General features: G+C 67.3%; 16 protein-coding genes. 10 read left to right on the top strand and 6 right to left on the bottom strand.

What is annotated here, in order from left to right; genetic code table 11:
• Nucleotides 1-25: 25 nt before the first annotated feature.
• The 6 genes from cysS to VGN62_RS09405 all read right to left on the bottom strand — a co-directional run bounded on the left by cysS (nt 26) and on the right by VGN62_RS09405 (nt 17279).
• Nucleotides 26-1492 carry a cysteine--tRNA ligase gene (gene cysS / locus VGN62_RS09430; RefSeq protein ID WP_327453079.1) on the bottom strand — a complete coding sequence of 489 codons (1467 nt, stop codon included), beginning with the start codon at nt 1490-1492 and terminating at the stop codon, nt 26-28.
• 49 nt (nt 1493-1541) lie between these two features.
• Nucleotides 1542-9296: a hypothetical protein gene (locus VGN62_RS09425; RefSeq protein WP_327453077.1), complete on the bottom strand. Its 7755-nt coding sequence runs from the start codon at nt 9294-9296 to the stop codon at nt 1542-1544.
• A 29-nt stretch (nt 9297-9325) separates the two neighbouring features.
• Complete coding sequence (locus VGN62_RS09420) at nt 9326-11149, bottom strand: ShlB/FhaC/HecB family hemolysin secretion/activation protein (protein ID WP_327453075.1); 1824 nt, start codon at nt 11147-11149, stop codon at nt 9326-9328.
• Nucleotides 11150-11331: 182 nt separating this feature from the next.
• A complete protein-coding gene (locus tag VGN62_RS09415) occupies nt 11332-12093 on the bottom strand; it encodes a hypothetical protein (protein WP_327453073.1) in 762 nt (253 codons plus the stop codon).
• Complete coding sequence (locus VGN62_RS09410) at nt 12080-14170, bottom strand: CHASE2 domain-containing protein (protein WP_414713268.1); 2091 nt, start codon at nt 14168-14170, stop codon at nt 12080-12082. Before VGN62_RS09410 ends, VGN62_RS09415 begins: the two co-directional genes overlap by 14 nt.
• 4 nt (nt 14171-14174) lie before the next feature.
• Complete coding sequence (locus VGN62_RS09405) at nt 14175-17279, bottom strand: CHAT domain-containing protein (RefSeq protein WP_327453068.1); 3105 nt, start codon at nt 17277-17279, stop codon at nt 14175-14177.
• A 208-nt stretch (nt 17280-17487) separates the two neighbouring features.
• Between VGN62_RS09405 and VGN62_RS09400 the strand changes: the two genes are divergently transcribed.
• The 10 genes from VGN62_RS09400 to nadA all read left to right on the top strand — a co-directional run bounded on the left by VGN62_RS09400 (nt 17488) and on the right by nadA (nt 25381).
• Nucleotides 17488-17814: a DUF1476 domain-containing protein gene (locus VGN62_RS09400; RefSeq protein ID WP_327453066.1), complete on the top strand. Its 327-nt coding sequence runs from the start codon at nt 17488-17490 to the stop codon at nt 17812-17814.
• 10 nt (nt 17815-17824) lie between these two features.
• Nucleotides 17825-18058: a BolA family transcriptional regulator gene (locus VGN62_RS09395; protein WP_327453064.1), complete on the top strand. Its 234-nt coding sequence runs from the start codon at nt 17825-17827 to the stop codon at nt 18056-18058.
• A 49-nt stretch (nt 18059-18107) separates the two neighbouring features.
• Nucleotides 18108-18440, top strand: coding sequence for a Grx4 family monothiol glutaredoxin (gene grxD, locus VGN62_RS09390; RefSeq protein WP_327453062.1), 333 nt, complete (start codon nt 18108-18110; stop codon nt 18438-18440).
• Between the two features lie 582 nt (nt 18441-19022).
• On the top strand, nt 19023-19391 hold the full coding sequence (locus VGN62_RS09385; RefSeq protein ID WP_327453060.1) for a BlaI/MecI/CopY family transcriptional regulator: 369 nt from the start codon (nt 19023-19025) through the stop codon (nt 19389-19391).
• Nucleotides 19388-21064: a M56 family metallopeptidase gene (locus VGN62_RS09380; protein WP_327453058.1), complete on the top strand. Its 1677-nt coding sequence runs from the start codon at nt 19388-19390 to the stop codon at nt 21062-21064. Before VGN62_RS09385 ends, VGN62_RS09380 begins: the two co-directional genes overlap by 4 nt.
• Before the next feature lie 151 nt (nt 21065-21215).
• On the top strand, nt 21216-22133 hold the full coding sequence (locus tag VGN62_RS09375; RefSeq protein ID WP_327453056.1) for an MBL fold metallo-hydrolase: 918 nt from the start codon (nt 21216-21218) through the stop codon (nt 22131-22133).
• Complete coding sequence (locus VGN62_RS09370; RefSeq protein ID WP_327453054.1) at nt 22118-22912, top strand: hypothetical protein; 795 nt, start codon at nt 22118-22120, stop codon at nt 22910-22912. Before VGN62_RS09375 ends, VGN62_RS09370 begins: the two co-directional genes overlap by 16 nt.
• Nucleotides 22909-23544 carry a DUF4230 domain-containing protein gene (locus VGN62_RS09365; protein WP_327453052.1) on the top strand — a complete coding sequence of 212 codons (636 nt, stop codon included), beginning with the start codon at nt 22909-22911 and terminating at the stop codon, nt 23542-23544. Before VGN62_RS09370 ends, VGN62_RS09365 begins: the two co-directional genes overlap by 4 nt.
• A gap of 65 nt (nt 23545-23609) precedes the next feature.
• Entirely contained in the window at nt 23610-24323 is a 714-nt protein-coding gene (locus tag VGN62_RS09360) for an adenylate cyclase (RefSeq protein WP_327453050.1), read from the top strand.
• Nucleotides 24324-24391: 68 nt separating this feature from the next.
• Nucleotides 24392-25381, top strand: a complete 990-nt coding sequence (nadA, locus tag VGN62_RS09355) for a quinolinate synthase NadA (protein ID WP_062184388.1) — start codon at nt 24392-24394, stop codon at nt 25379-25381.
• Nucleotides 25382-25457: the final 76 nt, after the last annotated feature.

Genomic DNA, 25457 nt, shown 5'->3' with positions numbered 1-25457 from the left:
CAGCCAGCGACGGTGCGGCAAGTCTCTAATTGGCGAGGCGCCAGTCCCAGCCGAGGGGGTCGCCGTCCATCACTTCCACACCCGCTGCGATCAGCTCGTCGCGGAGCGCGTCGGATGCGGCGAAATCCTTTGCCGCGCGCGCTTCCTTGCGGCGCAGGAGCGTGGCTTCGATGTCGGTTTCCGTGATGGTGGCGGATTTGGGACGGATGCGGAGATCGGAGCGGGTGAGGGTCAGGAGCTCAAGTCCGAGAACTTGATCCATGTCCTTCACGACGGCCAGCCGTTCGCCGGCGTTGAATTTCTTCAGGCTTAGGACATCGTCCAGCCAGATCAGTGCTTTCGGAGTGTTCAGATCATCCGAAATTGCGTCCTCAAAAGCACCTAACCGCTCAGTCCACCAGTCAATTGGTTTCACGGGAGGCTGCGAGCTAGCAGACTTCAACTGTTCGACGACCATCACCAGCCGCTTCAACCGCGTAAGCGCGGCGCCAAGGCCTTCCCACGAAAATTCCAGCTCGCTGCGATAATGCGCCTGCAGGCACATCAGGCGATAGGCGAGCGGGTGGTAGCCCCTGTCGACCAGCAGTTGCAGGCGCAAAAATTCGCCGGTGGACTTCGACATCTTGCCGCCGCGGTCGATGAGGAAATTGTTGTGCATCCACATCCGGGCGCCTGAATGTTCGGCGCAATCGAGGCTGCCGCAGCCGCGATACGCCTGATTCTGGGCGATCTCGTTCGGATGATGGATTTCGCGATGATCGATCCCGCCGGTGTGGATGTCGAAGGGCATGCCGAGTTCGGCTTCGCCCATCACCGAACATTCGAGGTGCCAGCCGGGAGCACCGCGACCCCAAGGCGAATCCCATTCCATCTGGCGCGTCTCGCCGGCCGGGGTCTTGCGCCAGATTGCGAAGTCGGCCGCGTGGCGCTTGCCTTCGACCTCTTCGATGCGGCCCTCCCCGTCGTCGGTGACGGCGCGCGCGAGCCGGCCATAGTCGGCGACGGTCGAGACGTCGAAATAGAGGCCGCTATCGAGCTCGTAGCAATGGCGGTCGGCGATGCTTTTCGCGAAGTCGATCATCCGCGGCACATATTCGGTCGCGACCGTCCATTTGGCGGGATCGCGCACGTTGAGCCAGTTCAGGTCGCGCTTGAACTCCGCGGTGTAGAACGCGGCGATGTCCCACGCCGATTTGCCTTGCGACGCCGCCGCCTTTTCCATCTTGTCGTCGCCGGCATCGGAATCGGACGTCAGGTGGCCGACGTCGGTGATGTTGATGATATGGCGTAGAGCGTAGCCCTTGAAGGCCAACGTTCGGCCAAGCGTGTCGGCAAAGACATAGGCGCGCATATTGCCGATATGCTGGAAATTATAGACCGTCGGGCCGCAGCTATAGACACGCGCCTCGCCGGGGTGGACGGGCTCGAAGGGTTCGAGGCTGCGCGTCAGGCTGTTGAACAGCATGAGCGGCGGGGCAGGGGCGTCGGTCATCCCGCCGCCCATGCCTTGCGCCACGGCAGTCCGTCAACCGATACGCTCGTTACTGCCCGGTCGGTGCGGTCCACAGATCGTCATTGCCCGCGCCGGTCACCGGATCGTCGAGCAGCGGCTCGCCGGTCAGCGGATCGAGCTCGCGCATCGTGATCAGCGGCACCGGCAGGCTCTGGCCCTCGGTGCCGTCATCGCTTTCGGTTTCTTCCTCGATCACGTCCTGCACCGGGAAACTGTTCTCGACGTCGAAGGCGACGGTCGTACATGCGGCCGTATTGGCGATGAAGCAGCCGTTGAAGGTCGAGCGCCGGTCATAGGTCCCGACGACCGGTGCTACCCCGCCGATGGTCAGCAGCCCGATCGTATCGAGCCCGGTGATCTGGCCGTTCGGTCCCAGGTGCACGCCGTTGATGACGATCCGCGACTGCCCCTGCGTCGTCACGTCGAGCCCGCCGGCGCCGAAGGTCAGCCCGCGGCGCTGCGCCGCCTCGGTGCCCGCGCCGCTGTTCTGGACATAGAAGCCGCCCGCGACGTTGGCGCGGATGCCGCGTGCAAAGAGCGCGCCTTCGTCGAGGACGATACCGTCATTCTCGCCCAGCCGCGAGTTGATCGCGTCGATGGTCGTGGCGGCGCCGACCGCGGTGATCGCCGCCTGCGTCGCAACGATGATGTCGGCGGACACCATGTTGAGCTGGCCCGCCGGCGCCGTGCCGTTGACCAGCCGGACACTGCCTTGCCCAAGGATGACTTCGAGCGCATCGTCGGCGCGCAAATTGAGCGCGTTGGCGTCGGTCAGTCCGGTGAGCTGGACGTTGCCGATCACGCGCATCTTGCCCGGTGTGCGGATCGTCAGGGCGCCGTTCGCGCCGAGGTTCGAATTCGACGCGCCGCCGGTCATGGTGAAGCCATCGACGATGACGTCGGGCGGGGCAGCCGATCCGACCGAGGTGCCGCCTGCGGCGGCGACTTCGGGCGCGACAATCTCGATCTGCGTGCCGTAGAGGCGCGTCATCTCGTCTGCGCTGAGATGATAGGCGCCGGGTGAGCCGGTGCCGCCAATGAAGGTCTGGTTGGCGTTGTTGTTGTTGGTGACCGACAATGCCTGGGTCACCCCGGCGGTGCCGACGCGGCCGGCTGATCCGATGTCGATCGCGCCCGACGCGAGCGAAATCGACTGGCCCGTGACGACGCCCGTGATCCCGAGCGTCGTGCGCGCCGCGGCGCCGAGCGTTCCCGTCACGGTCACGCCGCCGAGGGTCAGCGAACCGCCCGTGTTTTCGAGCGTAGCATTCGTCGCGGCGAGGTTGCCGACGTTCATCGTCGCTCCCTCCGTGCGCAGGTCGGCGGTGCCCGCGACATTGGCGTTCGCGACCGACAGGTTGCCGGTCGAGCGGACATAGGCATCGCCGGCGTCGGTGGTGAGCGCGGCGAAATTCATGCCGCTCCCGCTTTCGATGCGGATCGCCTGGGCGCTGGCGTCGATCGCGCCCGTGGCGGCGAGGGCGCCGATGCGGATGTTGCCGTCGGCGCTGTCGATGAGGGACGTGCCGAGCGCCGTGACGGCGTTCACGTCGATGCCGTTCGCGCCGATGAGCGCGATATTCTGGCCCTCGACCGCGGTGAGGCCGATCGCCGTTGCAGCGGTCAGCGCCACGTCGCCGGACGCGCGAACACCGCCGCCCGATATGCCCGCAGACGAATTGACCACCACATTGCCGCCGGCCTGCACCGTCGGGGCCGCAGCGCCGCCGGTCCCGGTCAGCGTTGCGAGGCGGACGTCCTGTGCGTTGATTATGACGTCGCGATCCGCCGCCACGGGGCCGGTGAGGTTCGCGAGGCCCGCTGCGTCGACGACGACGTCGCTGAACGCGTCGAGACCGGCAAGCGTCGTCGCGCCGCCCTGCGTGCGGATGCTGCTGTCGCCGCCGATGGTGCCGAGTCCCAGCGTCGTGGCGCCGTTGACCGCAATGCTGCCCGCGGCATTGAGCAATATGTCGTCGCCCGCCGACAGCGTCGTCGCGTCGATCGCACCGGCCGTCGATGCCATCACGATATCGGCGCCGTTGATGCCCTGCGTTCCTTCGCCGGTGCCGATCGTGAAGGTGGGGCTGCCCGACGCGGTCGAGAATTCGAGGATATGCGTATCGGCTCCGGTGCCCGTCGTCCGGACGTTGAGCGCAGTGATGTTGCCCGGCGCGCGGACGGTGATGTCGTCGCCGCCCGTCACATTGGTCAGGTTCGCGGTGGTGCCGGCGAGGATCAGGATATCCTCGCCCGCCGTGCCGCCGTTCACCGCCGCGGCGCCCCCTGCGCTGACGCCGAACATGCGCCCCGCCGAACTGTTCGTCAGCGCCGCATCGCCTGCAGCGACGACGAACAGATTGCCTTCCGCCAGGATGCCGTTGCCATCGACATAGCCGCCATTGGCCTGCGCCGATGCATTAATATTCGCATTGGAATTCAAGAAGATATTGCCACCGGCGACATAGGTGCCGGTCAGGTTGTCGGCCGCGAAGATCGAGATGGTGCCGTCGACATTGGCGTTGTTCACCGCCACCGCGCCATCCGTGCCGAAAGCGAAGAAGGACCCGGTGCCCGTGACCGTGCCGGTCAGCGCGATGCTGTTGCCGAAGAGCGTGGTGTCGCCGCCAGCGTCGATCGACCCGCCGCGAATCCCTTCGGCGCCCGCCGCCGTTCCATCGGCGAACAGGTTCACGTTCAGGCCGGCATCGACATTGTTGAAGACGATCGACTGGCCCGAGACCTGGACGAAGCCGCCCGCGCTCGAATTGCCCAGGTCGACCGCACCCGGCGAGGTGATCGTGATGTCGCCGCCCGTGATGATCGAGTTGAGCCCGGTGCGGAAGCTGCCCGCGCTCGCGGTGAAATCATTGACCGCCTCGGCATGCTCGACGCTTGCGGCCCCGCTGCCGTTGATCGCGATATCGGTCGCGTCGAGCCGGTCGACGCCGATCGTCGCGCCCGGCCCTTCGCCCGTCAGTGAGAGCGTGCCGCCAGCGGCCAGCAGGCTGCCCGCGGCGGCGCTGATGCTCGTTCCCGCGACAATGGCCAGGTCGTCGGTGATCTCCAGCGTCGGTGCGGCATTGGCGCCGCGCTGGTCATGGCGGATGTCGACCTGATCGACCGCACGAAGCTGCGCCGTCTCGCCGACGATCACCCGTCCGGCGCCTTGAGCATAAAGACCGATCGAACCGTCGGTGATCAGCGACAGGCTCCCGGCTTCGATCGTTCCGCCGTTGGCGCCAAGGAAGATACCCGTCGGCGCTATGTCGGTGTTGTTGTTCGTCGGATCGGCGAGGCCGAGCACCTCGACGTCGAGGCTGGCGAAGTTGACCCGGCTGTCGCTGCGAATTTCGACACGGCCCGCCGTGTCGCCGCTCGCAAAGATATTGGTGTTGCCGAGGTCGATAAGCCCGGCCCCCGCGCTGGTCGTCCGCGCGTCGATATTGACGCGGCCGCCCGCAGTGCCGGCAAAGTCGCCGTTCGAGCCGGGCAGGCTGCCGCCGCCGCCCGCAAGGCCGCCCGTGCCGCCGCTTCCCGACTGGCCGCTGACATCGATTTCGAGCGGTTCCCCGGCCGTCGTGATCGTGCCGCCATCGGCGACGAGGCGTACCGATCCGCCGACACCGCCGCCGCCAAGGCCGCCGTCGCCGCCGATATTGCCGGCGCCGAAGTCGGCGGCGCTGCCATTGCCGCCGTTGCCGCCGGTGCCGGTGCTGTGGAGTTCCACCGTATCGCCGGCGGACAGGCCGAGCGTCATCGCCGCGCCGTCGCGTGCGATGACTTCGATCGCGCCGCCTTGCGCGCTACCGCCGTTCCCGCCCGACGGCGCGACCGCCGCCGACGAGGAGAAGCCCAGGTTGCCGTTGCCGCCATTGCCGCCGGTGGCGCCGGTAATGAAATTGGCGTCCGTTACCCTGACGCTCGCATTGGCGCCGTCGGCGAGGACGCTCGACGTTCCGCCAAAGGCATTGCCGCCATTGCCGCCGCGGCCGTCACGGCCATTGGTGCCGTTGCCACCCTCAGCGGTCGAGTCGAGTGCGATCTGGAGCGTGCCCGCGTCGAAATCGTCGATGATCGCCTGTGCGATACCGCCATAGCCGTCGCCGCCGGCGCCGCCGACATTATGCGTACCGCCCAGACCTCCGATGCCCCGCGCGACCGCGCCCACGTCGGCGATCGTCCCCGACGTCGCCGCCAGCCCGATCGTTGCAATCCCGCCCCGGCCGGTGCCGCCGGTGCCGCCGACGCCGACGCCGGTCGCGCCGCCCGAGCTGCTCGAGAAGAAGGAGGAGCCACCCTCGCCGCCGATGCCCGACGCGTCGGCGATCACGCTGCTCGCCGTGACCGAACCGCCTGCCAGGCTGACGTTCGCGGTACCGCCGGTCCCGTCGCCGCCGTTTCCGGGTGTGCCGGGGGTGCCGCCGAAGCTGGAGAAATTGTTGAAGGCGCCGCCGGTGCCGCCGGTGCCATTGGCATAAGCCGCAATGACGCTCGCATCGACGATGGCGGTTCCGCCGATGTTGATGATCGCATTGCCGCCGATACCGGCACCGCCGGTGCCGCCTGCGGTGATATTGGCCGGATCCTGATCGTCGCCGTCGAGGCCCGAACGGCCTTCGCCGCTTGCCGATGCGATGATGTCGGCGGCGGTGATCGTCCCGCCCGACAGGTCGATCCTCGCGATGCCGCCCCTGCCGGTACCCGAAACGCCCGGTGCCGTGCCGCCGAAGCCATCGGCGCTGACGGACATGTCGCTGATCGAGATGTCGCCGCCCGTCTGGGTGAAGGTCGCGGTGCCGCCGGTGCCGTTGGCGCTGCCGCCGCTGCCAAAGCCGTTCGCCGACAGCTCGATGAAACCGCCCGACAGGGTCCCGCCCTGGACATCGACGGCGATCGTGCCGCCAAGGCCGTTTCCGGCGGTATCGATCGGCCCGCCCGGAACCTCGAACTGCACCGATGTGCGGCCGTCGGTCGTGGCAAAAAACTGGCCATAGTCAATTTCGCTGCCGGCGGCTGCGGCGGTCCGGATCAGGATCGAACCGCCGGTGCCCGTCGCCGTTGCGCCCGCCGTCACCGCGCCGCCCGAGGTGCCCGTGGCCAAGAGGTCGGCGCCGACGCCAAGGTCAAGGCGGCCTCCATCGGCGATGAGCTGGATCGTCCCGCCCGTCGCCGCGGTGCCGGCTGCGCTGCTGCCCGACGCCGCGCTGGTATTGAACTGGTTCGTCGCGTCGAGCGTGGCGCGGATCTCGCCGCCATTGCGCGCGAAGAGGTCGATGGTCCCGCCGCGCGCGGTGCCGCCGGTGCCGGTGACGTTGACCGTGCTGCTGCTGGTATCGACGTCATACACTTCGGCCACGATGGTCCCGCCATCGGCGAGGAAATCGACGTTGCCGCCGACGCCGTTGCCGCCGCTTTGGGCCATTGCGAGCGACGAGTTCCCGCCCATCGCCTGGACGGTCAGGCGGTTGCCCGTGGTGATCGTGCCACCCGCAGTCGCGTTGACCGCGACATTGCCGCCCGTTCCCGTGCCGAAATTCTCGCCCGCGGTCCCCATCCCGACAGCGAACAGGTTGATGAAGCCGCTGCTGTCGATGGTCGAACCGCCCGTCGCGGCGAGCGTGACATTGTTGGCGCGCGCGTTGCCCGATTGCCCGGTGGTTCCGCTGGGGCTCGTTCCATTGCCCGCCAGCGCCGATGCGTTGAGCGTGATCGCCGTGAACTGGGCGTTGACGCCGCCGTCCACTGTCAATTGCGCCGTGCCGCCCGTGCCGTCTCCGCCGCTCGCATTTTCGCTGCCGCTCGCATTGCCGCCGCGGCCGAGCGCGCTCGCGCCGAGTGCGCCGAGCGAAACGGTCGACGATGCGCCGGTGTTGATGAGCACTTCGGCGGTGCCGCCTGTGCCGTCGCCGCCATTCTGGCTCGTCGTAAAGCCCGCGAGACTCCCGCCGCCATCGCCGCCGGCCTGGACGAAGCTCTGCGTCGCCGACAGGAAGGATCCGGTGCCCGACACCGCGATCCGCGCGGTCCCGCCGATGCCGTCGCCCGATTGGGTGACGCCGATACCGCCGATACCGCGGGCATCGATCGAAAGCAGGGTCGCGGGACCGACGGCCCCGCCGTTCGACACGGTCAGGCTGGCCGTCCCGCCGACACCGTCGCCGTTGGCTGCCGGCGGGCCGCTGGCGAAACTATTGTCGCCGCGCCCGATCGCGTTGATGAAGATGTTGCCGGCGGTCAGCGAACTGCCGCTGTTGCTGACGGTAATGCTGGCATTGCCGCCGCGCCCGTCGCCGGTTGCGCCGCTCGATCCTTCGTCGGAGGTGCCGTTCGCCTCGACCGTCACGCCCGACGAGGTGACGCTGCCACCGGTGATCGTCAGGCTTGCGGTGCCGCCCTGGCTGTTGCCGGTCACGGCGTCGGGGGTACCTGTGGCCCGGATGGTGAGCCCGCCGGGCGCCGAAAGCGTGCCTCCGGTGACGTTGACAGCGGCAACGCCCGGCGCGCCGCCCCGGCCGCCCGACTGCACGGTGAAGGTGCCGGTGGCGCCGCCCGACTGGTTGGCGCCGATCGAAACTGTCGAGCTGGCGTCACCGATGAAGGTGCCGCTGCCTTCGACGAAGAACTGGCCCGCCGACGACATCGGCGGCGGCGAACCGGGAAGCGGCTGCGTCGGCTGCGCGGCAAAGACGTTGCTGGCGCGCGCGATCGTGCCGCTGAGGAAGCGCGTGTCGCCCGCGGTAATATTGGCCGCGGTCGCGTTCGCGGGCGTCGCCGCGAGTTCGCCGCCGACGACATTATAACCCGCCGACAGGCGTACCCCGCCGTCGACTTCGGTGGCCGAGACGGCATCGTCATAGCCGATCGTCCCCGATACCAGCATCGTGACCGCGTCATTCTTGGGAATGGCGACCATATAGATGCGGTTCTGGTCGATGTCGCCGTCCTGATGCCCCGGGCCGGTCGTCGTCCCCGTGTGCGTGATCACGTTGCCGCCCTCGACGCCGCGAGTCACATTGATGTCGAACAGGCCGTTGTTGATGCGGATATCGGCTACTTCGGCGGCGACATAGGCCGCGGATCCATCGACGCGGACGGCGCCGGCCTGGACGACGCGCGGCGCGACGAGCGCGACATAGCTGCCGCCGGGATTGCCGACCTTGTTTGCATTGATCGCGCCGTTGACGGTAATCGCCGACGTGCTGCCCGCCGTTCCGTTGAAGCGGATCGTACCACCGGGGCCGAACAGGCCGCCCGTTGTGACGATGTCATTGCTGGTCAGGACGAGGCTGCCGACGTTGATGACGCCGGTCGCGCCGATCAGGATGCCGCCGGCGTTATAGAACCAGATATTGCCGCCGCGCGGACCGGTGGTCGACCCGACATAGCTGTTGACCGTGCCGTTGAGCGCGATCTCGCGGCTGAGCGATCCGCCGCCGCCGTTCACGAAGCGATTGAGGACGGTGTAGTCGCCGGTGCCGATGAAGTTCCAGTTTTCGCCGACCGGCAGGAAATCGATAGCACCGCCCGTCGGGGCGGTGTCGGTCGGGACCCAGTTGTAGATGCTCTGCGCCTGGGTGACGGTGACCGTCGTCGTGTTCGTCCCGCTATTGCTGTTGACGCTGCTGCCGGCTCCGGTGAGCACGGGTACGGCGTTGCCGTTGACCTGCGCCAGCGTCGGCCCGCCATAGGCGAGCGCTGCGATCCCGGCGGCGATCGCACAGCTGGTCAGCAGTTTCTGCTTGCCATGGCGGACGGGCGAGCGGGTGACGGTGGCACGCATGGCATTTGTCCTCGATGCAGAAGTCATGGTCAGCGCGCCCTCACGCCGAACTGGGTGGTCAATGAAACGAGCAGTCGCGGATCGGGCTTTTCGGTGAGGAAGCCGCCGCGATTGAGCGGCACCGCCATCGTCACGTCGAGCCGTGCGAGATCGCCATAGGCGGCGCGTATCCCGCCGCCTGCCGAAAAGAGTTTCTGCGGATTGAGGCCGTTGAACGCGCTATCCTTGTTCCACACCCACGCCGCGTCGAAAAAGACGAAGGGCTGGAAGGTGAAGCTTTCGGTGTTGGCCGGGACGAACGAGCCGTAGCGCGCCTCGAGCGCCACCGCGACGCCGCTGTCGCCGATCACCGTGCCGGGGTCGAACCCGCGCCCGACGGTGAAATTGCCGCCCGAAAATTCTTCATAGGCGAGCAGCGGGTCGCTCGCCCATTGCGCGCGCGGTGCGGCCGACAGCGTGAACAATTTGGTGGGGCGCCATTCGGCCAGCGCGTTCGCGCGGACGAGGAAGGCATCGGGCTTGCCTTCGATGCGGGTCAGCGGCACCGCGCCGGGCAGGAAGCAGGCCGCGCCGCCGGGGCCGCAGCCGTCGCTGGCGCCGAGGAAGCTGACCCCCTGCCGCGCTTCGAGCGATGTCGAGAGCGACCAGCGCGGTTCGGCGGGGCCGAAGCCGCCGCGTCCGGCGATCGATGCGGGGTCGATCCAGTTCGCGTCGGCGCGGAGGTTGAAAACACGCAGCCGGTCTTCGTTGATCGGTACGCTGGTCAGGCTGATGTCCTGATCGATGAAATCGAGCCCGCCGCCGATTGTGACGCGGTTCGCCTGCGTCAGGACGAGCGGATAGGCGGCGAACAGGCTGACGATCTGCGTATCCGACTTGATAGGAAGCCCGGTGATGTCGGGGCGCGTCCACGCATAGGTGTAGCTTGCGCCGAAGCGCAGCCCTTCGCCGCCGACCCGGAATTCGTGCGCGACCTGGACCACCTTTTGCTCGTCGAAATCCGGGGTCGCGTAAAAGCTGGCGGTGGTGAGGTCGCCCATGCCCGTCAGGCCCGCAAAGCGCGCGCGCGCGATGCCGCCCCAGCGCCCGACGTCGCGCGAACCGAAATTCTGCGCGTTGAAGTCGAACAGGAAGGGGGTCCGGGTGACGGTGACTTCGCCGACGACTTCGCCGGGGACCGCGCCGGGGCGCAGCGTCAGGCGCGCGTCCATCCCCGGAATGTCGCGCGCGAGCAGCAGATAGCGTTCGGCGTCGACGATGTTGAAGACGGGCTGGTCGTCGAGCCGCGACAGATAGCGCTGCAGCAGCCGTTCGTTCGCCCCTGCGTCGCCGCGCACCTCGATGCGCGCCATCCGCGCGGCGAGGATGTCGAGCTTGACGACGCCGTCGCCGATCGTCTGCGGCGGCACGCGGACCGCGGCCAGATAGCCTTTCGACCGCAGAATCGTCGCCGCGCGGTCGCGAATGTCGCACACGGCGGAAATCGGCAACTCCTGGCCGACACGGTCGGACCAGCTCGGCGCGAGCACCGCGTTGTCGATGCCTTCGACGCTGGAAAATTCGACCCCGCGCAAGGTGAAGCGGACGTTGGCGAATTCGGGATTGGCGAGCGGGCAGGGCGCGCGTTCGACCTCGTCGTCGATCGCGACGATCTGCTCGCTCGGCTGCGCCGCGGGGGGCAGCGTCGGACGCTGGATTTCCTCGCGTGTCGGAATTTGCGGCGTTGCCTGTGCCAGCGCCGCGGCGGGCAAGGCCGCGGCGATCAGAATCGCCGAACCGGCCAGCGCTCTGCGGATCACGGCGCCTTTGCGCACGTCGATCCCGTCATTCCCCATATCCCCCGACACGGCCATCACCACCCCTTGCGTACGGGCGCGCCGCGACAGTCGCTGCACGCCAACTCCACTGCTCCGCCGGCGAACCGGCGGGGCGAATTGCGACCCAAGGAAATGTTACCGCCGCGCGACTGGCGGAATTTCCTTGGATGAATATCAGATGGATAGGGCGGTTACAATGGCCGCCCCACCCACGTTCTTCAGCCGGCCTCGGCTTCCGACATCGTGTCGACCAGCCGGTTGAGCTGCGGCGAGCAGCCCTTGGCCATCAACAGCTCGATCGATGCCTCGACCGTGTCGGGCGCATTGTCTATCGACGTGAAGCGCACCGTCACCGGCCGTGCGAGGCCGCCGCCCGACAGGCGATAGTCGGCACCATATTGCACCGGCAGCACGTCGGTCGGCCATTTGCGGAAATTCGCGCCGTCGACGATTGCGACGGTCGCTTTCTTGCCCGCGCTTTCGATTTCCAGCGCGGTGTCGCCTTCCATGTCGGGACGCCACAGCATCAAGGTTGCCGGATCGGCGACGCAGAAGGTTCCAGCTTCGCGATAGTCGAGCAGCCACAAATTGGGCGCGCGCACATCTGCCGGCGCTGGCGCCGCCGGATCGCCGCGGGTGAACCCCCCGCGCGATCGCATCGTCGGCCCCTTGGCGAGCATCCGCGTCACATTGCCGCCCAGCGACTGGCTGGCCTGTACAGTGCCGGTGGCGCCGAAGGTGCCGGGGCCGGACAGGGTGCGGGTCTTGCCGGCCTGCATCAGCACGACCTTGTCGCCCGCGACGAGGGTCAGCTTGTCGGCGGGTTTGAGCTTGGCGCCCGTCGGGTATTTGGCGGCCGAAGGCCCGGTCGAGCGGACGACCATCGATTGCGCGGCAGCGGTGCCGACGCAGGCGATGGCGGCGATGGCGGCCGCGGCGGTGAGGCCGAGGCGGCGCATCCGGAAGTCAGGAAAGGACATAGCTTTCTCCCTCGTTGGTCTCGTTCAGACGTTCTATCAGAAACATGATGGCTGGATCCTGACCGAAATCCGCCTGTATTGCTGTGGCACAGGTCACATAGGTCTTTTTGTCATTCCCCCCGTGCGCGGCGACCAGCGCCGCGAGGCGCGCGCGCTGTCCGGGGTCGAGGTCGGGGCGCGGCGTGAACACATCGACCGGCTGCGCGCGGCCGCGCAGCGTCACCCGCCCCATCGGGACAAGGTCGTCGCGGCCCGATCGCGCGGCCGCCTCGGCCGAGATCAGGACGCCGGTCTTCAGGCTCTTGTTCGCCGCTTCGAGCCGCGAGGCGGTGTTCATGCTGTCGCCGAGCGCGGTGTACTGGATGCGCCCCTCGCCGCCGAAATTGCCGACGATCGCGTCGCCGACGTGGAGGCCGACGCGCGTCATGCCGATCGGCGGGACGTCTTCGGCGGCAAGGTCGACGCGATATTTTTCGCCTGCCTGATACATTGCGAGCGCCGCGGCGGCGGCCCTTTCGCCATCGTCGGCGCGGCTCAGCGGCGCGCCCCAGAAAGCGACGATCGCGTCGCCGACGAATTTGTCGATCGTCCCGCCATGTTCGAGCACGATGTCGGACAGCCGGTCGAGATATTCGTTGAGCAACCGCGCGACGGTTTCCGGCGTCACCGCGTGGCTCAGCTTCGTAAAGCCTTCGAGGTCGGTGAAGACGCAAAAGATGTTGCGCCTTTCGCCGTGGAGCGAGAGCTGGTCGGGATCGCGCATGATCTGCGCCGCGACGTCGGCGGGTAGATATTTGCCGAGCGCCGATTGCGCGAAGGCGCGCTGGCGCGATCCGATCGTGCGCGCCGCGGTGCCGACCGCGGCATAGCCGAACAGCCAGCCGATCGCCCAGCCAAAGGTCGGCAGCGTCAACGTGTCGACGCCGCGGCCCTGCAGCCAGAAGGGAAAAGCCACGAAAAAGGCCATTTGACCGAGGAAGGCGAGCGCGACCCAGCGCGCGCGCAGATCGATGAGACTGGTAAGCCCGCCCGCCACGACGATCAGGACCGCCAGCACCCAGAGCGCCGGCCCCGCGAGCGGGCGCGACCAGGCGTTGTCGAGCTGCTGCGCCAGCATGTGCGCGTGGACTTCGAGGCCGATCATCGTTTCGTGCTGCCCGGTGATCGGGTCGACAAAGCGGCTCAATGGGGTGTTGAACTGGTCGTTGTCGATGATGTCGCCGCCGATCAGGATATAGCGGCCCTTGACCAGTTCGGCGAAGCCCGCGCGCATCTCGGCATCCATCGGCATCGCGAAAGTGTCGATCGGGATATTGGCAAAGACCGGCTCTTCCTGCCCCTTCGCCGCCCGCGCCGGGACGAGGAAACGGATATTGCCCTGATAGTTCGCATAGGCCGGATCGACCGGGGCGAGCGCGTTCGACATGAGAGGCGGCAGGTTCTTCGGCCGGTCGGGCCAGCGGCGGATGACGCTGTCGTCGTCGGTACGGAACAGGACGCTCGTCGGCTTCGTCTTCGCGGTCGCGACGTCGGCGATATAGGCTTCGAGATATTTCTGCTGTTCGTAAAAGATCGTGTTCGGGTTGCTCGCCTGTTCGGCATAGGCGAGCCAGGTCGGGGTCTGCATCGCGCGCAACTGCGCCTTCAGCACATCGTCGTCGGGGCGCGGCGAGTCGAAGGCGATATCGATCCCGATCGCTTTCGCCCCCATCTGGTCGAGATTGCCGAGCGCGTTCGCCAATATCGTCCGGTCGAGCGGCGAACGGATGCCGGTGTTGAACAGCGTCTCGTCATTATAGGTGACGAGGGTGATGCGCTTGTCCTGTTCGACATGCGGCGCCATCAGCGTCGCGCGCGCGTCATAAAGCGCGCGTTCGGCGGCATCGATCAACGGCATCTGCCAGCTGAAGCGCGCGATGAGCATCGCGATCACAAGGAAGACGATCGTCGCCGCCATCCGCGACGGGCCGAGCTGCATGACCAGCCGGCGCACGCGCTTGCCCAGCGGCACGGCGGCCCGCTGGCCGTCCGGCACGGCCGTGTCCGCCGCGGAAAGGGTGGCTTCGGCTGCGTTCATCGGATCAGCGGGCGGCGCGGCCGGCGGCCTCTCCCGTGCGGGCGGTCGCCGCGGTCGCCGTCGCGCCGTGGAGCAGCGGCTGCGCGCCGTCGCCGATGATCGCAAAGCCCGCCCAATAATAGGGATGCGAGGTCTGCTTGTCGTCCATCAGGCGCATCTGCGTGCTCCACAGCGCGTCGGCGACGCTCGTCCCTTCGTTGGCGGCGAACAATCCGCCGATCAGCCGCTTGGTCGCGTCGAAATCGTCGGGCGCGGGCCAGTGGCTCGCGATCACCGAGCGGCCGCCGGCGCCGATGAAGCTGCGCACCAGCCCGTCGAGCGCATTGCCGCCGCCGCTCGACAGCCCGGCTTCGCGCGTCGCTGAAACCGAAGCCGCGCCCGCGGTGTCGCATGCCGAAAGGATGACGAGGTCGGCGTCGATCTTGAGGTCGAAAATCTCCTGGAAGGTCAGCAGCCCATCCGAATCGCCGCCGCCGAAGGAGGTGACGAGCGCGGGGCGGGCGGGGCAGGCGGGACGCGGCGCGGTGACAAGGCCGTGGGTCGCGAAGTGGATGATGCGATAATCGCCAAGGTCGGTGCGGTTTTTCACCGCGGTGTCGGTGAAGGCGCCGCCCGTGAGTAGCGTGCCCGCCGCCTGGCCCATAGCGTTGCGGGCGGTCACCAGCTCGTCGGCCGAGATCGGGCGCGACCATTGCGCGACGTCCCACAGGCAATCGCCGTCGAGCGCGGCCGCTGCCGCGCCGCGGGTGCCGGTCGAGGGCAACAGCTTGCCATTCACCGGCAGATTCTCGCCGAGGCCGAAATATTGGTTCGCCGCCTTCGACGGTGCGGCTTGCCGCGCGTTACGGAAACCCAGCGTCGAGACTGCGGTGCTCGGCCGTGTCGTACGGCCAAGCCAGGCGATCTGGCGCATGTCGAACGGGTCGGCGTCGGGGTCGAGCACCCGCTGTTCATAGGCGGCAAGCCCGGTGTCGGCGGTGACGAGCAGGTTGATCGGCAGCCGCAGCATCCCGCCGTCGGGTTCGAAGATCAGGTGCGGCACCGCGGGCAGCCGCGCGGCGACCGGGCCGAACAGCTGGCCGTAAAGCTTGTATGCCGTCGCTGCGTCGAACGGATAGGTGACGCGGCGGCCGCTCTCGACGATCGAGATGGTCGAGCGGATCGTATCGACCGCGCTGTCGAGGCCCGCGGCGCTGATGTCTGACTTCCAGAGCTGCGCGCCGCCGGGTTCGATCAGCATCGCATAGACCGCGTCGCCGACGACGAGCATCTTCAGATAGGCTTCGTCGGACCGCAGCACCTTCTGCAATTCGGGAAGGTCGAGTTTGCCCTGTGCGACGACGCGATATTGCGGGAAGGCCGACAGCGCCACGACGGTTTCGGCCTGCTGGAACGCCAGATTGTCGAGCTGGGTCTTGATGTCGGCGCGCAGCGCGTTGATCTCGGGCGATTCGGGAAGCTGCGAAAGGCGTGCATCCTCGATCCGCGCGCGTTCGATGTCGCGGTTCAGCGTCGTCGCCTGGCGGAACAGGCGCGCGCCGTCGTCGCTGCCGCTCGACAATTCGCGCGCCAGCACCGCCTGCGTGTCGGCGACGCCGGGACGAACCTGAAGCTGGCTGGCAACGAAAAATTCGCCCGCGGCGGTCGCGTCGGTCGCCGACCGGCTAGCGAGCAGCCGGTAATAGGGCGCCATCATATTGGCCATGCCGGTGGTCGAACGCTGCGATCCCGCAAGCGCGGTCACGACCTCGCGATAGATGGCGATCGCCTTGTCGTCCTGACCCTGGCGGGTGAGGAAGGCAGCATAACGTGCGCGCGCCGACGCGAGCGCATTGGTTTCGGGATATTCGATCGCGAGCGCATCGACCGATTCGCGAAAGCGCGCATCGGCCGCGCCCGTGTCGCCCAGCGCCTCTTCGGCGAGCGCGAGTTCGCCGAGCATCTGCGAACGCAGGCGGATGATCGAGGTCACGCGGCCCTGCCGGACCGCAAGCGCGTCCGACAAGCCCTTCAATTGCGCCGATTTGGCGGCCTCGGCATTGCCGCGGAGCCGTTCGACGGTACCAAGCAGGTGGATCGCCTGCGCATCGATGATCTGCGCGCGTTCGGCGGGCGCGAGGCGTTCGCGGTCGCCGCTCTGGCGGACTGCGCGGGCGTTGGCGCCGCTGTTCACCCCCGCGACGATTTCGGGGGTCAGCGTCACCGCGCCGCCCGCGACCGTCACGCCGCCCGCCAGCGGGGCGACGGGTTGCCGCAACAGGTTCGCGGCGCCGTCATAGTCGCGCTGGTTCAGCGCGTTGATCGCGCGGAAGTTGCGGCGCAGGCGGACCTGCACGGGATCGCCGGTCGGGACGGCCTCGACCTCGGCGAACAGCCGCTCGGCTTCGGCAAATTCGCCGAGGTTCGAGCGTTGCAGGGCGCGGTTCAGCGTGAACTCGGTCGGGTCGATATCGGCGGCCGCCTGTTCCTCGAGCGTGCGGCGCGACAGCGCTTCGAAAAATTCGGCGGCTTCGGCATAGTCGCCACTGTGGTTGCGGCGATATCCCTCGGCCAGCGCCTTGTCGACGTCGATCGCCCCGGCAAGCGTGCGGGCAAAGCCGTCGTTGCCGCCTACCGATGTCGTCGCGACCTTGATGACCCCGGGGACGATCTTGTGCCGGCGCACCGACTCGAGCGCGATATTCAGCGCGTCGCCATAGGCGGCGAAACCCTCGACGCTATAGACGTTGCTGCCGTCGCTCTCGATCCGCGTCGTCCACTCGATATTGCTGTCCCGGACGGTGCAGGTCCCCCCGGCGGCGCAGCTGATGGTGCCGGCGCGGCCCTGCTCGATCCGCGCGCGCGCTTCGTCGGGGCTGGCGCGGAGCAGGCGGACATAGCCGACCGGCTGGCTCGCATCGCGGCAGATGATCGTCCACGCGCGGTCGAACATCCCCTTGACCACGCCGTCGCGGACGGTCGCCTGCACCTCGCACAACGAGCCGCCCTCGCTGCCGATCGAAAAACTGTCGCGAAGCGTTGGGTCGGTGCCCTGCGCAAGCGCGGTTCCGGGCGCGGCAAGAGCCAGCAGCGCCAGAACCGGCACAAAATGCGGACGTCGAACGGTCATCACCAAATCCCCCAAACACATGCGTAAAGGCCCCGTGCCGGCGCATGTCCGGCAAGGTGCAGTCTTTGTTGCTGCGGTACGACCCATTCCCTTGGCCGCGACCCTAACCCCTTCGTCTGAAAAAGGGAAGTGATCTGCCGCACAGGCGGCTTGCGCCGGTGGGGCGGGCCACCTATCTGCGGGGGACAGCTTAACCGGTGAGGACAAGATGAGCGCATTTGACGATCGTGAACGGGCCCATGAAGCGAAATTCGCACGCGACCAGGAGGTGCAGTTCCGGATCACCGCGCGCCGCAACCGGCTGGTCGGCGAATGGGCGGCCGAACGCATGGGGCTGACCCCCGAGGAAACCGACGCTTATGCCAAGGCGGTGGTGCAGGCCGATTTCGAGGAAGCGGGCGACGAAGACGTCATCCGCAAGCTCGCGGGCGACCTGACCGCGGCGCAGGTCGAGATCAGCGACGCCGAAATCCGCGCGGTGCTGAACGACAAGACCGCCGAAGCGCGGCGTCAGTTCATGGACAGCCAGGGCTGAGGCGATCCACATGGGTATGCGCGAGGAAGATTTGCGGGCGATGATCGTCGGGGCCTTTCCCGATGCCGAGGTGACGATCACCGACCTTGCCGGCGACAACGACCATTATGCGGCGCATGTCGTCAGCGCCTCCTTTCAAGGGATGACGCGCGTTGCGCAGCACAAGGCGGTCTATGCAGCCCTGGGAGGGCGCATGGGCGGCGAACTTCATGCCTTGCAATTGACCACCGCCATCCCTTCATAGGGGCCATATATATTTGCGGCGCGACGGCGCGCCTGCCCGGAGACTGACGATGACCGACCCGACCACCCACGACCGCATTGCCAAGCTGGTCGCCGACAACCCCGTGCTGCTGTTCATGAAGGGCACGCCGCTGTTCCCGCAGTGCGGCTTTTCCTCGCGCGCGATCGCGATGCTCGACCGGCTGGGCATCGAATATGACACCGTCGACGTGCTCCAGGACATGGAAGTCCGGCAGGGCATCAAGGAATTTTCGGACTGGCCGACGATCCCCCAGCTTTACGTGAAGGGCGAATTCATCGGCGGCAGCGATATCATGATGGAAATGTGGGAAGCCGGCGAACTGCACCAGCTGATGGACGGGGTTCCGACGCGCGCCGAATAAGCGCCGCGCGATATCGAATCAAAACCCGCCGGGACGAGCGTCCCGGCGGGTTTTTTGTTTGTCGGATCGAGGATGGGGCGGACGTTCGTTCACCCTCTTTCGTCATCCCGGACTTGATCCGGGATCCATAGCATCGTCGTCGTGGACCCCCGATCAAGTCCGGGGTGACGATGATGGATGGGTCCGCCACCGGTCGAAAGCGGTCGCGCGATCCATTGGTGATAGCGATCGACGAAAAAGCCTCCGGGGGGCGGGGCCTTTCGGCCGCTCCGCCCCCCGTCAGCATCGGGGGCAAGTGGGGATTTCCCGGGTGGGGGCAGGGGGCATCAGGGACCAGACTGATGCCCCCCACCGCTCCATTGAGCGGAACACTCGGGAACATCAGATACTATACAATTGCCGTGCCAATCTGGCGCCCACGCGGATTCCGGCGCGAGACGCTGGTTAGCGATTCCTTACCGGGTGCGCGCAGTGTCAAAAATCCCGACACTTTGTCGTTCAGCTTCGTTCAGCAAGCGTTCAGCCCATTGACTACATCTGTAGTCGTATCGCAGACAGGCGATGCCAATGGGAGGGGTTCGCATGGCAGAACGAGCAAGCGAGTCGGAGATGCAGGTGCTGTCGGCACTGTGGGACGAAGCCCCGCAGACCGCCGCCGACCTGACCTCGCGCATCGGCAAGGCCAACGGCTGGACGCAGGCGACGGTGAAGACGCTGCTCGCCCGGCTGGTCCAGAAAGGCGCGGTCACCGCCGAAGCCGATGGCCGGCGCTATCTTTATAGCCCCGCGATCGAACGCGCCGACGCCGTCGGCGAGGAATCGCAGCGCTTCGTCGATCGCCTGTTCGGCGGCCGCGTCAGCCCGCTGATCGCGCATCTCGCCGACCGCGAGGCGCTGACCGACACCGACATCGCGGAGATCGAGGCGCTCTTGAAGAGGCTCAAGTCATGAGCCCCGCAATGCTGCTTCAGGCATGGGCCGATACGCTCGTCACCACGGGCCTCCTCGTCCTCCTCGTCCTGATCATTCGCAAGCCCTTTGCGCGCCATTTCGGCCCGCGGCTGACCTATGCCCTGTGGGCGGTGCCCGCGCTGCGGCTCGTGATGCCGCCTTTGCCCTTCGCCGACCCGGTGGTCGTGATGCCCGCGCCGGCGACCGAGGCCATCGTGATGGTGCCCGAAGGACTGCCGGTCGCGGTGACCGCGGCGGCGGCCGAGCCGCTCTGGTCGCTCGCCGAGCTGATCCCGGTCTTCTTTGCCCTGTGGGCGGCGGGAATGGCGGCCGTTCTGGTCACCGCGCTCGTGTCGCACCAGCGCTTTCGCCGCGAAGTGCTGGGCGATGCGGTCGAACTCGAACCGATCGGCACGATCCGGCTGGTGATGTCCGATGCGGTCGATGGTCCGGTCGCTTTCGGGCTGTGGCGGCGCTACGTTGCCGTGCCGCATGATTTCTTCGCGCGCTATGTCGCCGAGGAGCGCGCGCTGGCGATCGATCATGAGCTGTCGCACCACCGCCACGGCGATCTGTGGGCGAACAGCGCGGCGCTCGTGCTGCTCGCCGCGCAATGGTTCAATCCCTTTGCCTGGCGCGCCATCCGCGCCTTCCGGTTCGACCAGGAAGCGGCATGCGATGCGCGCGTGCTGACGATGGCCGACCAGGACGAACGGGGCGAGCGCACCGCGCGCTATGCGACCGCGATCGTCAAGGCGGCGGTCGGGCCGCGCTTGTCGCTCGCCGCGCCGATGGCGGTCCACGATAATCTGCAGGAGAGGCTCACAATGTTGACGAGGCAGGATATTTCGAAAAAGCGCGGGCTGGTCGGCCGGTTGCTGATCGGCAGCGCGACGCTCGCGGTGCTTGGCGCGACCGCGACGCTCGTCCCCGCGGGGATCGTGGTGGCGAGGGCCCAGACCGCCGATGTCCCCGCGCCGCCGCCCGCTCCCGACGCGCCGCCGCCGCCCGAGGCGCTCGCAGCCCCCGACGCGCCCGGCGTGATGGTCTTCACCGAGCAGAGCGACGACAGCACAGCCGACGACGGCAAGAATAAGCGCGAAGTGCACCGCATCGTCATCCGCCGCGACGGCGAAGGCGAAAGCAAGGCGCCCACGGTGATGTTCGCTCCCGCCGACGGGAAGGATAAGATGCGCCGCATCGAGATCCGTTCGCACGGCGGCTTGTCGCGCGACGATGTCATCGCGACGCTCAAGGAACAGGGAGTCACCGGCAAGCGCGCCGAGGCGATCGCCGACAAGCTCGAAGCCAAGCGCAGGGAGCGCCTTCGCACGGCCATGGCCCCGATGCCGCCGATGCCCCCGATGCCGCCCATGCCCGTTCGCGCCTGGACGATGGACGGCAAGGCGTTCGTCATGGGCAAATGCGGCAGCAAGCAAAACGCGCCGATCGTCAACCGCGACGAAAGCGACGGCAACAAGCGCAGCCACGTCATGATGTTCGCGTGCAGCGACGGGCCCGAAGCCAAGGCCGCGCGGCTGTCGGCGCTCAAGAAGGCGCGCGAAGCTTTCGCCGAAGGCGAACGTGCGCGCACCCTGTCCGAAGACATGCGCACCAAGGTCGCCGCCGACCTCGACAAGGCGATCGCCGAGATAGAGAAATCGGGCGATTAGCCCGAGCAGCTTCGACGCCGGTCTTTGCTCCCCGGTGGGGCCGGCGGCAGGGGCGGGGAAAGGGAGTGACGCACGTCGCTCCCTTTTTCACGTCCCCTCTTTTTGACGCGCATGTCTTTTCCTTCGCCCCTTGCGATGCCACATGGGCGGCATGAGCGAAGAAAAGCCCTGGCCCGACAGCATCCGCGCCGGCGATTGCGAGCAGCATGAGCCGTTGGTGCGGCGCGTGCTCGCGCCGAACCCGTCGCCTTATACCTTCACCGGCACCCAGACGTGGATCGTCGGCGCGGGCAGCGACGTCGCGGTGATCGACCCCGGCCCGACCGGTTCGGGCCTGAGCATCGGCGACCCCGCCGACATCAATGGCACAGGGCATGTCGATGCGATCCTGCGCGCCGTCGATGGCCAGCGCGTCGCCGCGATCCTGTGCACGCACACCCACCGCGACCATTCGCCCGCCGCCGCGCCGCTGAAAGCAGCGACTGGCGCCCCGATCATTGGCTGCGCGCCGCTGGCGCTGTCCGACGATGGCCCGCGCGCCGATTCGGCCTTCGATGCCGATTATGCCCCCGACCGCGTCCTCGCCGACGGCGAGCGGATTGCGGGCGACGGCTGGACACTCGAGGCGGTCGCGACCCCCGGGCACACGTCGAATCATCTGTGCTTCGGGCTCGTCGAAAGCGGTGCGCTGTTCACCGGCGATCATGTCATGGCGTGGTCGACCAGCGTCGTCAGCCCGCCCGACGGTGACATGGCCGCCTATATGGCCAGCCTTTCGAAACTCTATGACCGCGACGACCGCGTCTATTATCCGGCGCACGGCCCCGCGGTGACCAAGCCGCGGCAGCTCGTGCGCGGGATGCTCGGCCACCGCAAGCAGCGCGAGCGGCAGATCTTGCGCGAACTCGAAAAGGGGACACGCGTCATCCCCGAAATGGTGCAGCATATGTACAAGGGGCTGGATCCGCGGCTCAATGGCGCCGCCGGCCGCTCGGTGCTCGCGCATCTGATCGACCTCCAGACGCGCGGCGCCGTTCGGGCGCAGAATGACGAATGGACGCTCGCCTGATGCTGCTCGCGCTTTTGATTGCTGCCGCGCAGCCCGCCGCCGCGTCCGATCCGGTCGTCATCGCGCTGGTGGCGGGAGAGGGCGACCGGAAATGCCTTCCCGACAAAAGCCTGTGCCTCGACCTGCCGGGGCCGGCAAAGGCGGGCGGGGCCGAGGGCGGGCTCGTCCTGACGGCGCCAATGACCGACGATGCGCGCGATCTGCCGCTTCCGTACAGCCGCGACGACGGCCAGTCGCTCGACCTCTGGCCCTATCTGATCGCCGTAGCGCCACACGGCGACGCGCTGGCCGATGCACGCCAATATCTGATGGGCGTCGTGACCAGCCAGACGGCTATGTATTCGGGGGGCGGCGGTAACGGCAGCCGGCTGCGCCTGCTGCGCCTCGACACCACGCCGTCGAACATGCGCGTCGGCGACGAGGTGCTCGATGTCGTGTGGGACAGCTCGCTGATGATCCGCGCCTGTTTTTCCGAACAGGCGATGAAGGATCGGCGCGAGGCGTGCCACGACGAATATAATTTCACCGGCACGCTGTCCGCCGGGCCTGCCGAGGCGGGCGAGCTCCCCGCGCTGACCTATCGCGCGGTGGCGACCGCCTACCCTCGCACCGCGCGCCGGTCGCAGGACAATGGCGGACTGCGACTCAAGGCAGCGGACCTCGTCCACGCGAAAGACCCCGAGTGCAGCTATGAACGCACGCTGCGCTATAACCCCGCGACGTCGCGCTATGAAATGGACCGGCCGGCGCCCGATTGTTCGGATTATACGACACCATGACCGCCTCCCCCGCTCGCCTCGCCCCCCGTCTCATCCTGCTCGCCGCCGCGGCGTTGCTGCTCGTCGCCGTCTGGTGGGCGGTCGCGGCATGGCAGGACTGGCAAAAGGGCTATGACCCCGAAACCGTCGTCGCCGCGAGCCTGCAGGGCCTCCAGGAACAGAATGTGCTCGTTCCCTTCACCGCGCGCTATGTCGCGGTGGTGACCTCGACGCAGAGCCGGATGGGGCTGAGCGCGAAGAAGACGCTGATCATGCCGGGCACGGTCCGCTACGAACTCGACCTCGGCAAGCTCAGGCAATCGGACCTCGATTGGGATGCGGCGACCAATGCGCTCACCGTCACCTTGCCGCCGCTGCGGCTCGCGGGACCCGAAATCGATATCGATGCGATCAGCGAGTATCGCGATGGCGAAATCCTGCTCACCCTGACCGATGCCGAACGCACGCTCGACGCCGCCAATCGCAAGCGCGCGCAGGAGGAGCTGATCGCGCAGGCGAAGGGCGCGACCCCGATGCGCCTCGCGCAGGGTGCGGCGCGTACCGCGGTCGAGCAGAGCTTCGCCATGCCGTTGAAAGCCGCCGGTATCGAAGCCAAGGTGACCGCGCGCTTCGCCGACGCCCCGACTGGGTAAAACCCGGCTTCCGTATCTTTGGTGCGGTGCTATTCTTCGGCCCGGGTCGGGCAGGGGAACAGGGCATGGCTACGACAGCGGGGGGCGCCGCGCGCGCCGAACTTTTCTGGCATCGCATGGCGATCGGCCTCGCGATCTTCATCGTCTTCGGTTTCCTGCAATTCGCGCTGCGGGGTTTTGTCGATCCGGTCGCGGCGCCCTTTTGGGTCCATGTCCACGGTGTCGCGATGCTCGCGTGGCTCGCGTTGCTGATCGCGCAGCCGACGCTTGTGTCGCAGGGCAATCTGGCGCGGCATCGCCAACTTGGGCGGATCGGCGGGCTGCTCGCGATCTTCATCACCTGCCTCGGCGTTTTCACCGGCATCGCGTCGCTGGTACTGAACCGCTTTCCGCCCTTTTTCACGCCGCCCTATTTCCTCGCGCTGACGGTGACCGAGTCGCTGGTATTCGGCGCGATGGTCGCGTGGGCGATCCGGCGGCGCAGCGCGACCGACTGGCACCGGCGGCTGATGATTGGGGCGACGATCGTAATCCTCGAACCCGCGCTCGGCCGGTTGCTTCCGATTCCGTTGATGGGGCCATGGGCGGAGCCGGCGGTGGCACTTTGCCAGCTGGCGGTCGTCGCGATCGTCGCGGCCTATGACCGCCGGACGCGCGGTGCGGTGCATCCGGCGACATGGGCGATCGGTGCGGTTGTCATCGCGACGCGCGTCGCCATATCGCTGTTGGCGATGACGCCCCCTGTCATCGCGCTTGCGGAGCAGCTTGCCGGTCGATAGCCGAATTGCCCTCCCGCGGGCAGCGGTGTAGGGGGTGCGCCAAGGCAAAAGCCATATAAGGAAACGCCATGACTGCTCCCGTTCGCGAGAATCTCTCAGGCCTCGACCTGCGCGCCGAAATCGAGCGCCTGCGCAAGGAACGCAACGCCGTCATCCTCGCGCATTATTACCAGAAGCCCGAGATTCAGGATCTGGCCGATTTCGTCGGCGATTCGCTCGAACTGTCGCGCAAGGCGGCCGACACCGACGCCGACGTCATCGCCTTTTGCGGCGTCAAGTTCATGGCCGAGACTGCAAAGATTCTCAGCCCCGAAAAGACCGTGATCCTGCCCGACATGGACGCGGGTTGCAGCCTCGAGGACAGTTGCCCGCCCGAACAGTTCAAGCGGTTCCGCGAGGCGCATCCGAACCATATCGCGCTGACCTACATCAATTGCTCGGCGGCGGTGAAGGCGCTCTCCGACATCATCGTCACCTCGTCGAGCGCCGAGACGATCATCAGCCAGATCCCCGAGGACCAGCCGATCATCTTCGGTCCCGACCGCCATCTCGGCGGCTATCTCAACCGCAAGTTCGGGCGCGAGATGCTGCTGTGGCCCGGCGTGTGCATCGTGCACGAAGCGTTCAGCGAAACCGAGCTGATCAAATTGAAGGCCCAGCATCCGGGGGCCCCCGTCGCGGCGCACCCCGAATGTCCGCCGCATATCGTCGATCATGCCGACTATGTCGGATCGACCAGTGGCATCCTGCAGTTTGCGAAAAGCTTCCCCGGCGACACGCTGATCGTCGCGACCGAGCCGCACATCATCCATCAGATGGAGCTCGCGCTGCCCGAGAAGAATTTCATCGGCGCGCCCGGCGCCGACGGTAACTGCAACTGCAACATCTGCCCGTACATGGCGCTCAACACGATGGAGAAGCTCTACATCGCGCTGCGCGATTTGAAGCCGCAGATCGAGATGGAAGAGGGGCTCCGCCTCGCCGCGCGCAAGAGCCTCGACCGGATGCTGGAGATGGCATCGGGCACCGTGGGCAAGGGCGACCTCGGCAAGCGATAAGTCGCGCTATCCGGCCCCGCGATGTTGCATTTGCGGAAAATGATATAAGTTCCGCCTCCTAAGGCGCGAGTCTCGC

Origin of the sequence: Sphingopyxis sp. (assembly GCF_035998905.1) — a bacterium.
In the GTDB taxonomy this organism is placed as follows: domain Bacteria; phylum Pseudomonadota; class Alphaproteobacteria; order Sphingomonadales; family Sphingomonadaceae; genus Sphingopyxis.
Note: the sequence above shows the minus strand (reverse complement) of the source record. Positions and strands in the feature narration are given on the sequence as shown.

Excerpts from the sequence above, each read along its gene's own strand:
- cysS (WP_327453079.1), bottom strand. The coding sequence starts at position 1,492 with ATGACCGACGCCCCTGCCCCGCCGCTCATGCTGTTCAACAGCCTGACG.
- VGN62_RS09425 (WP_327453077.1), bottom strand. The coding sequence starts at position 9,296 with ATGCGTGCCACCGTCACCCGCTCGCCCGTCCGCCATGGCAAGCAGAAA.
- VGN62_RS09420 (WP_327453075.1), bottom strand. The coding sequence starts at position 11,149 with ATGGCCGTGTCGGGGGATATGGGGAATGACGGGATCGACGTGCGCAAA.
- VGN62_RS09415 (WP_327453073.1), bottom strand. The coding sequence starts at position 12,093 with ATGTCCTTTCCTGACTTCCGGATGCGCCGCCTCGGCCTCACCGCCGCG.
- VGN62_RS09410 (WP_414713268.1), bottom strand. The coding sequence starts at position 14,170 with ATGAACGCAGCCGAAGCCACCCTTTCCGCGGCGGACACGGCCGTGCCG.
- VGN62_RS09405 (WP_327453068.1), bottom strand. The coding sequence starts at position 17,279 with ATGACCGTTCGACGTCCGCATTTTGTGCCGGTTCTGGCGCTGCTGGCT.
- VGN62_RS09400 (WP_327453066.1), top strand. The coding sequence starts at position 17,488 with ATGAGCGCATTTGACGATCGTGAACGGGCCCATGAAGCGAAATTCGCA.
- VGN62_RS09395 (WP_327453064.1), top strand. The coding sequence starts at position 17,825 with ATGGGTATGCGCGAGGAAGATTTGCGGGCGATGATCGTCGGGGCCTTT.
- grxD (WP_327453062.1), top strand. The coding sequence starts at position 18,108 with ATGACCGACCCGACCACCCACGACCGCATTGCCAAGCTGGTCGCCGAC.
- VGN62_RS09385 (WP_327453060.1), top strand. The coding sequence starts at position 19,023 with ATGGCAGAACGAGCAAGCGAGTCGGAGATGCAGGTGCTGTCGGCACTG.
- VGN62_RS09380 (WP_327453058.1), top strand. The coding sequence starts at position 19,388 with ATGAGCCCCGCAATGCTGCTTCAGGCATGGGCCGATACGCTCGTCACC.
- VGN62_RS09375 (WP_327453056.1), top strand. The coding sequence starts at position 21,216 with ATGAGCGAAGAAAAGCCCTGGCCCGACAGCATCCGCGCCGGCGATTGC.
- VGN62_RS09370 (WP_327453054.1), top strand. The coding sequence starts at position 22,118 with ATGGACGCTCGCCTGATGCTGCTCGCGCTTTTGATTGCTGCCGCGCAG.
- VGN62_RS09365 (WP_327453052.1), top strand. The coding sequence starts at position 22,909 with ATGACCGCCTCCCCCGCTCGCCTCGCCCCCCGTCTCATCCTGCTCGCC.
- VGN62_RS09360 (WP_327453050.1), top strand. The coding sequence starts at position 23,610 with ATGGCTACGACAGCGGGGGGCGCCGCGCGCGCCGAACTTTTCTGGCAT.
- nadA (WP_062184388.1), top strand. The coding sequence starts at position 24,392 with ATGACTGCTCCCGTTCGCGAGAATCTCTCAGGCCTCGACCTGCGCGCC.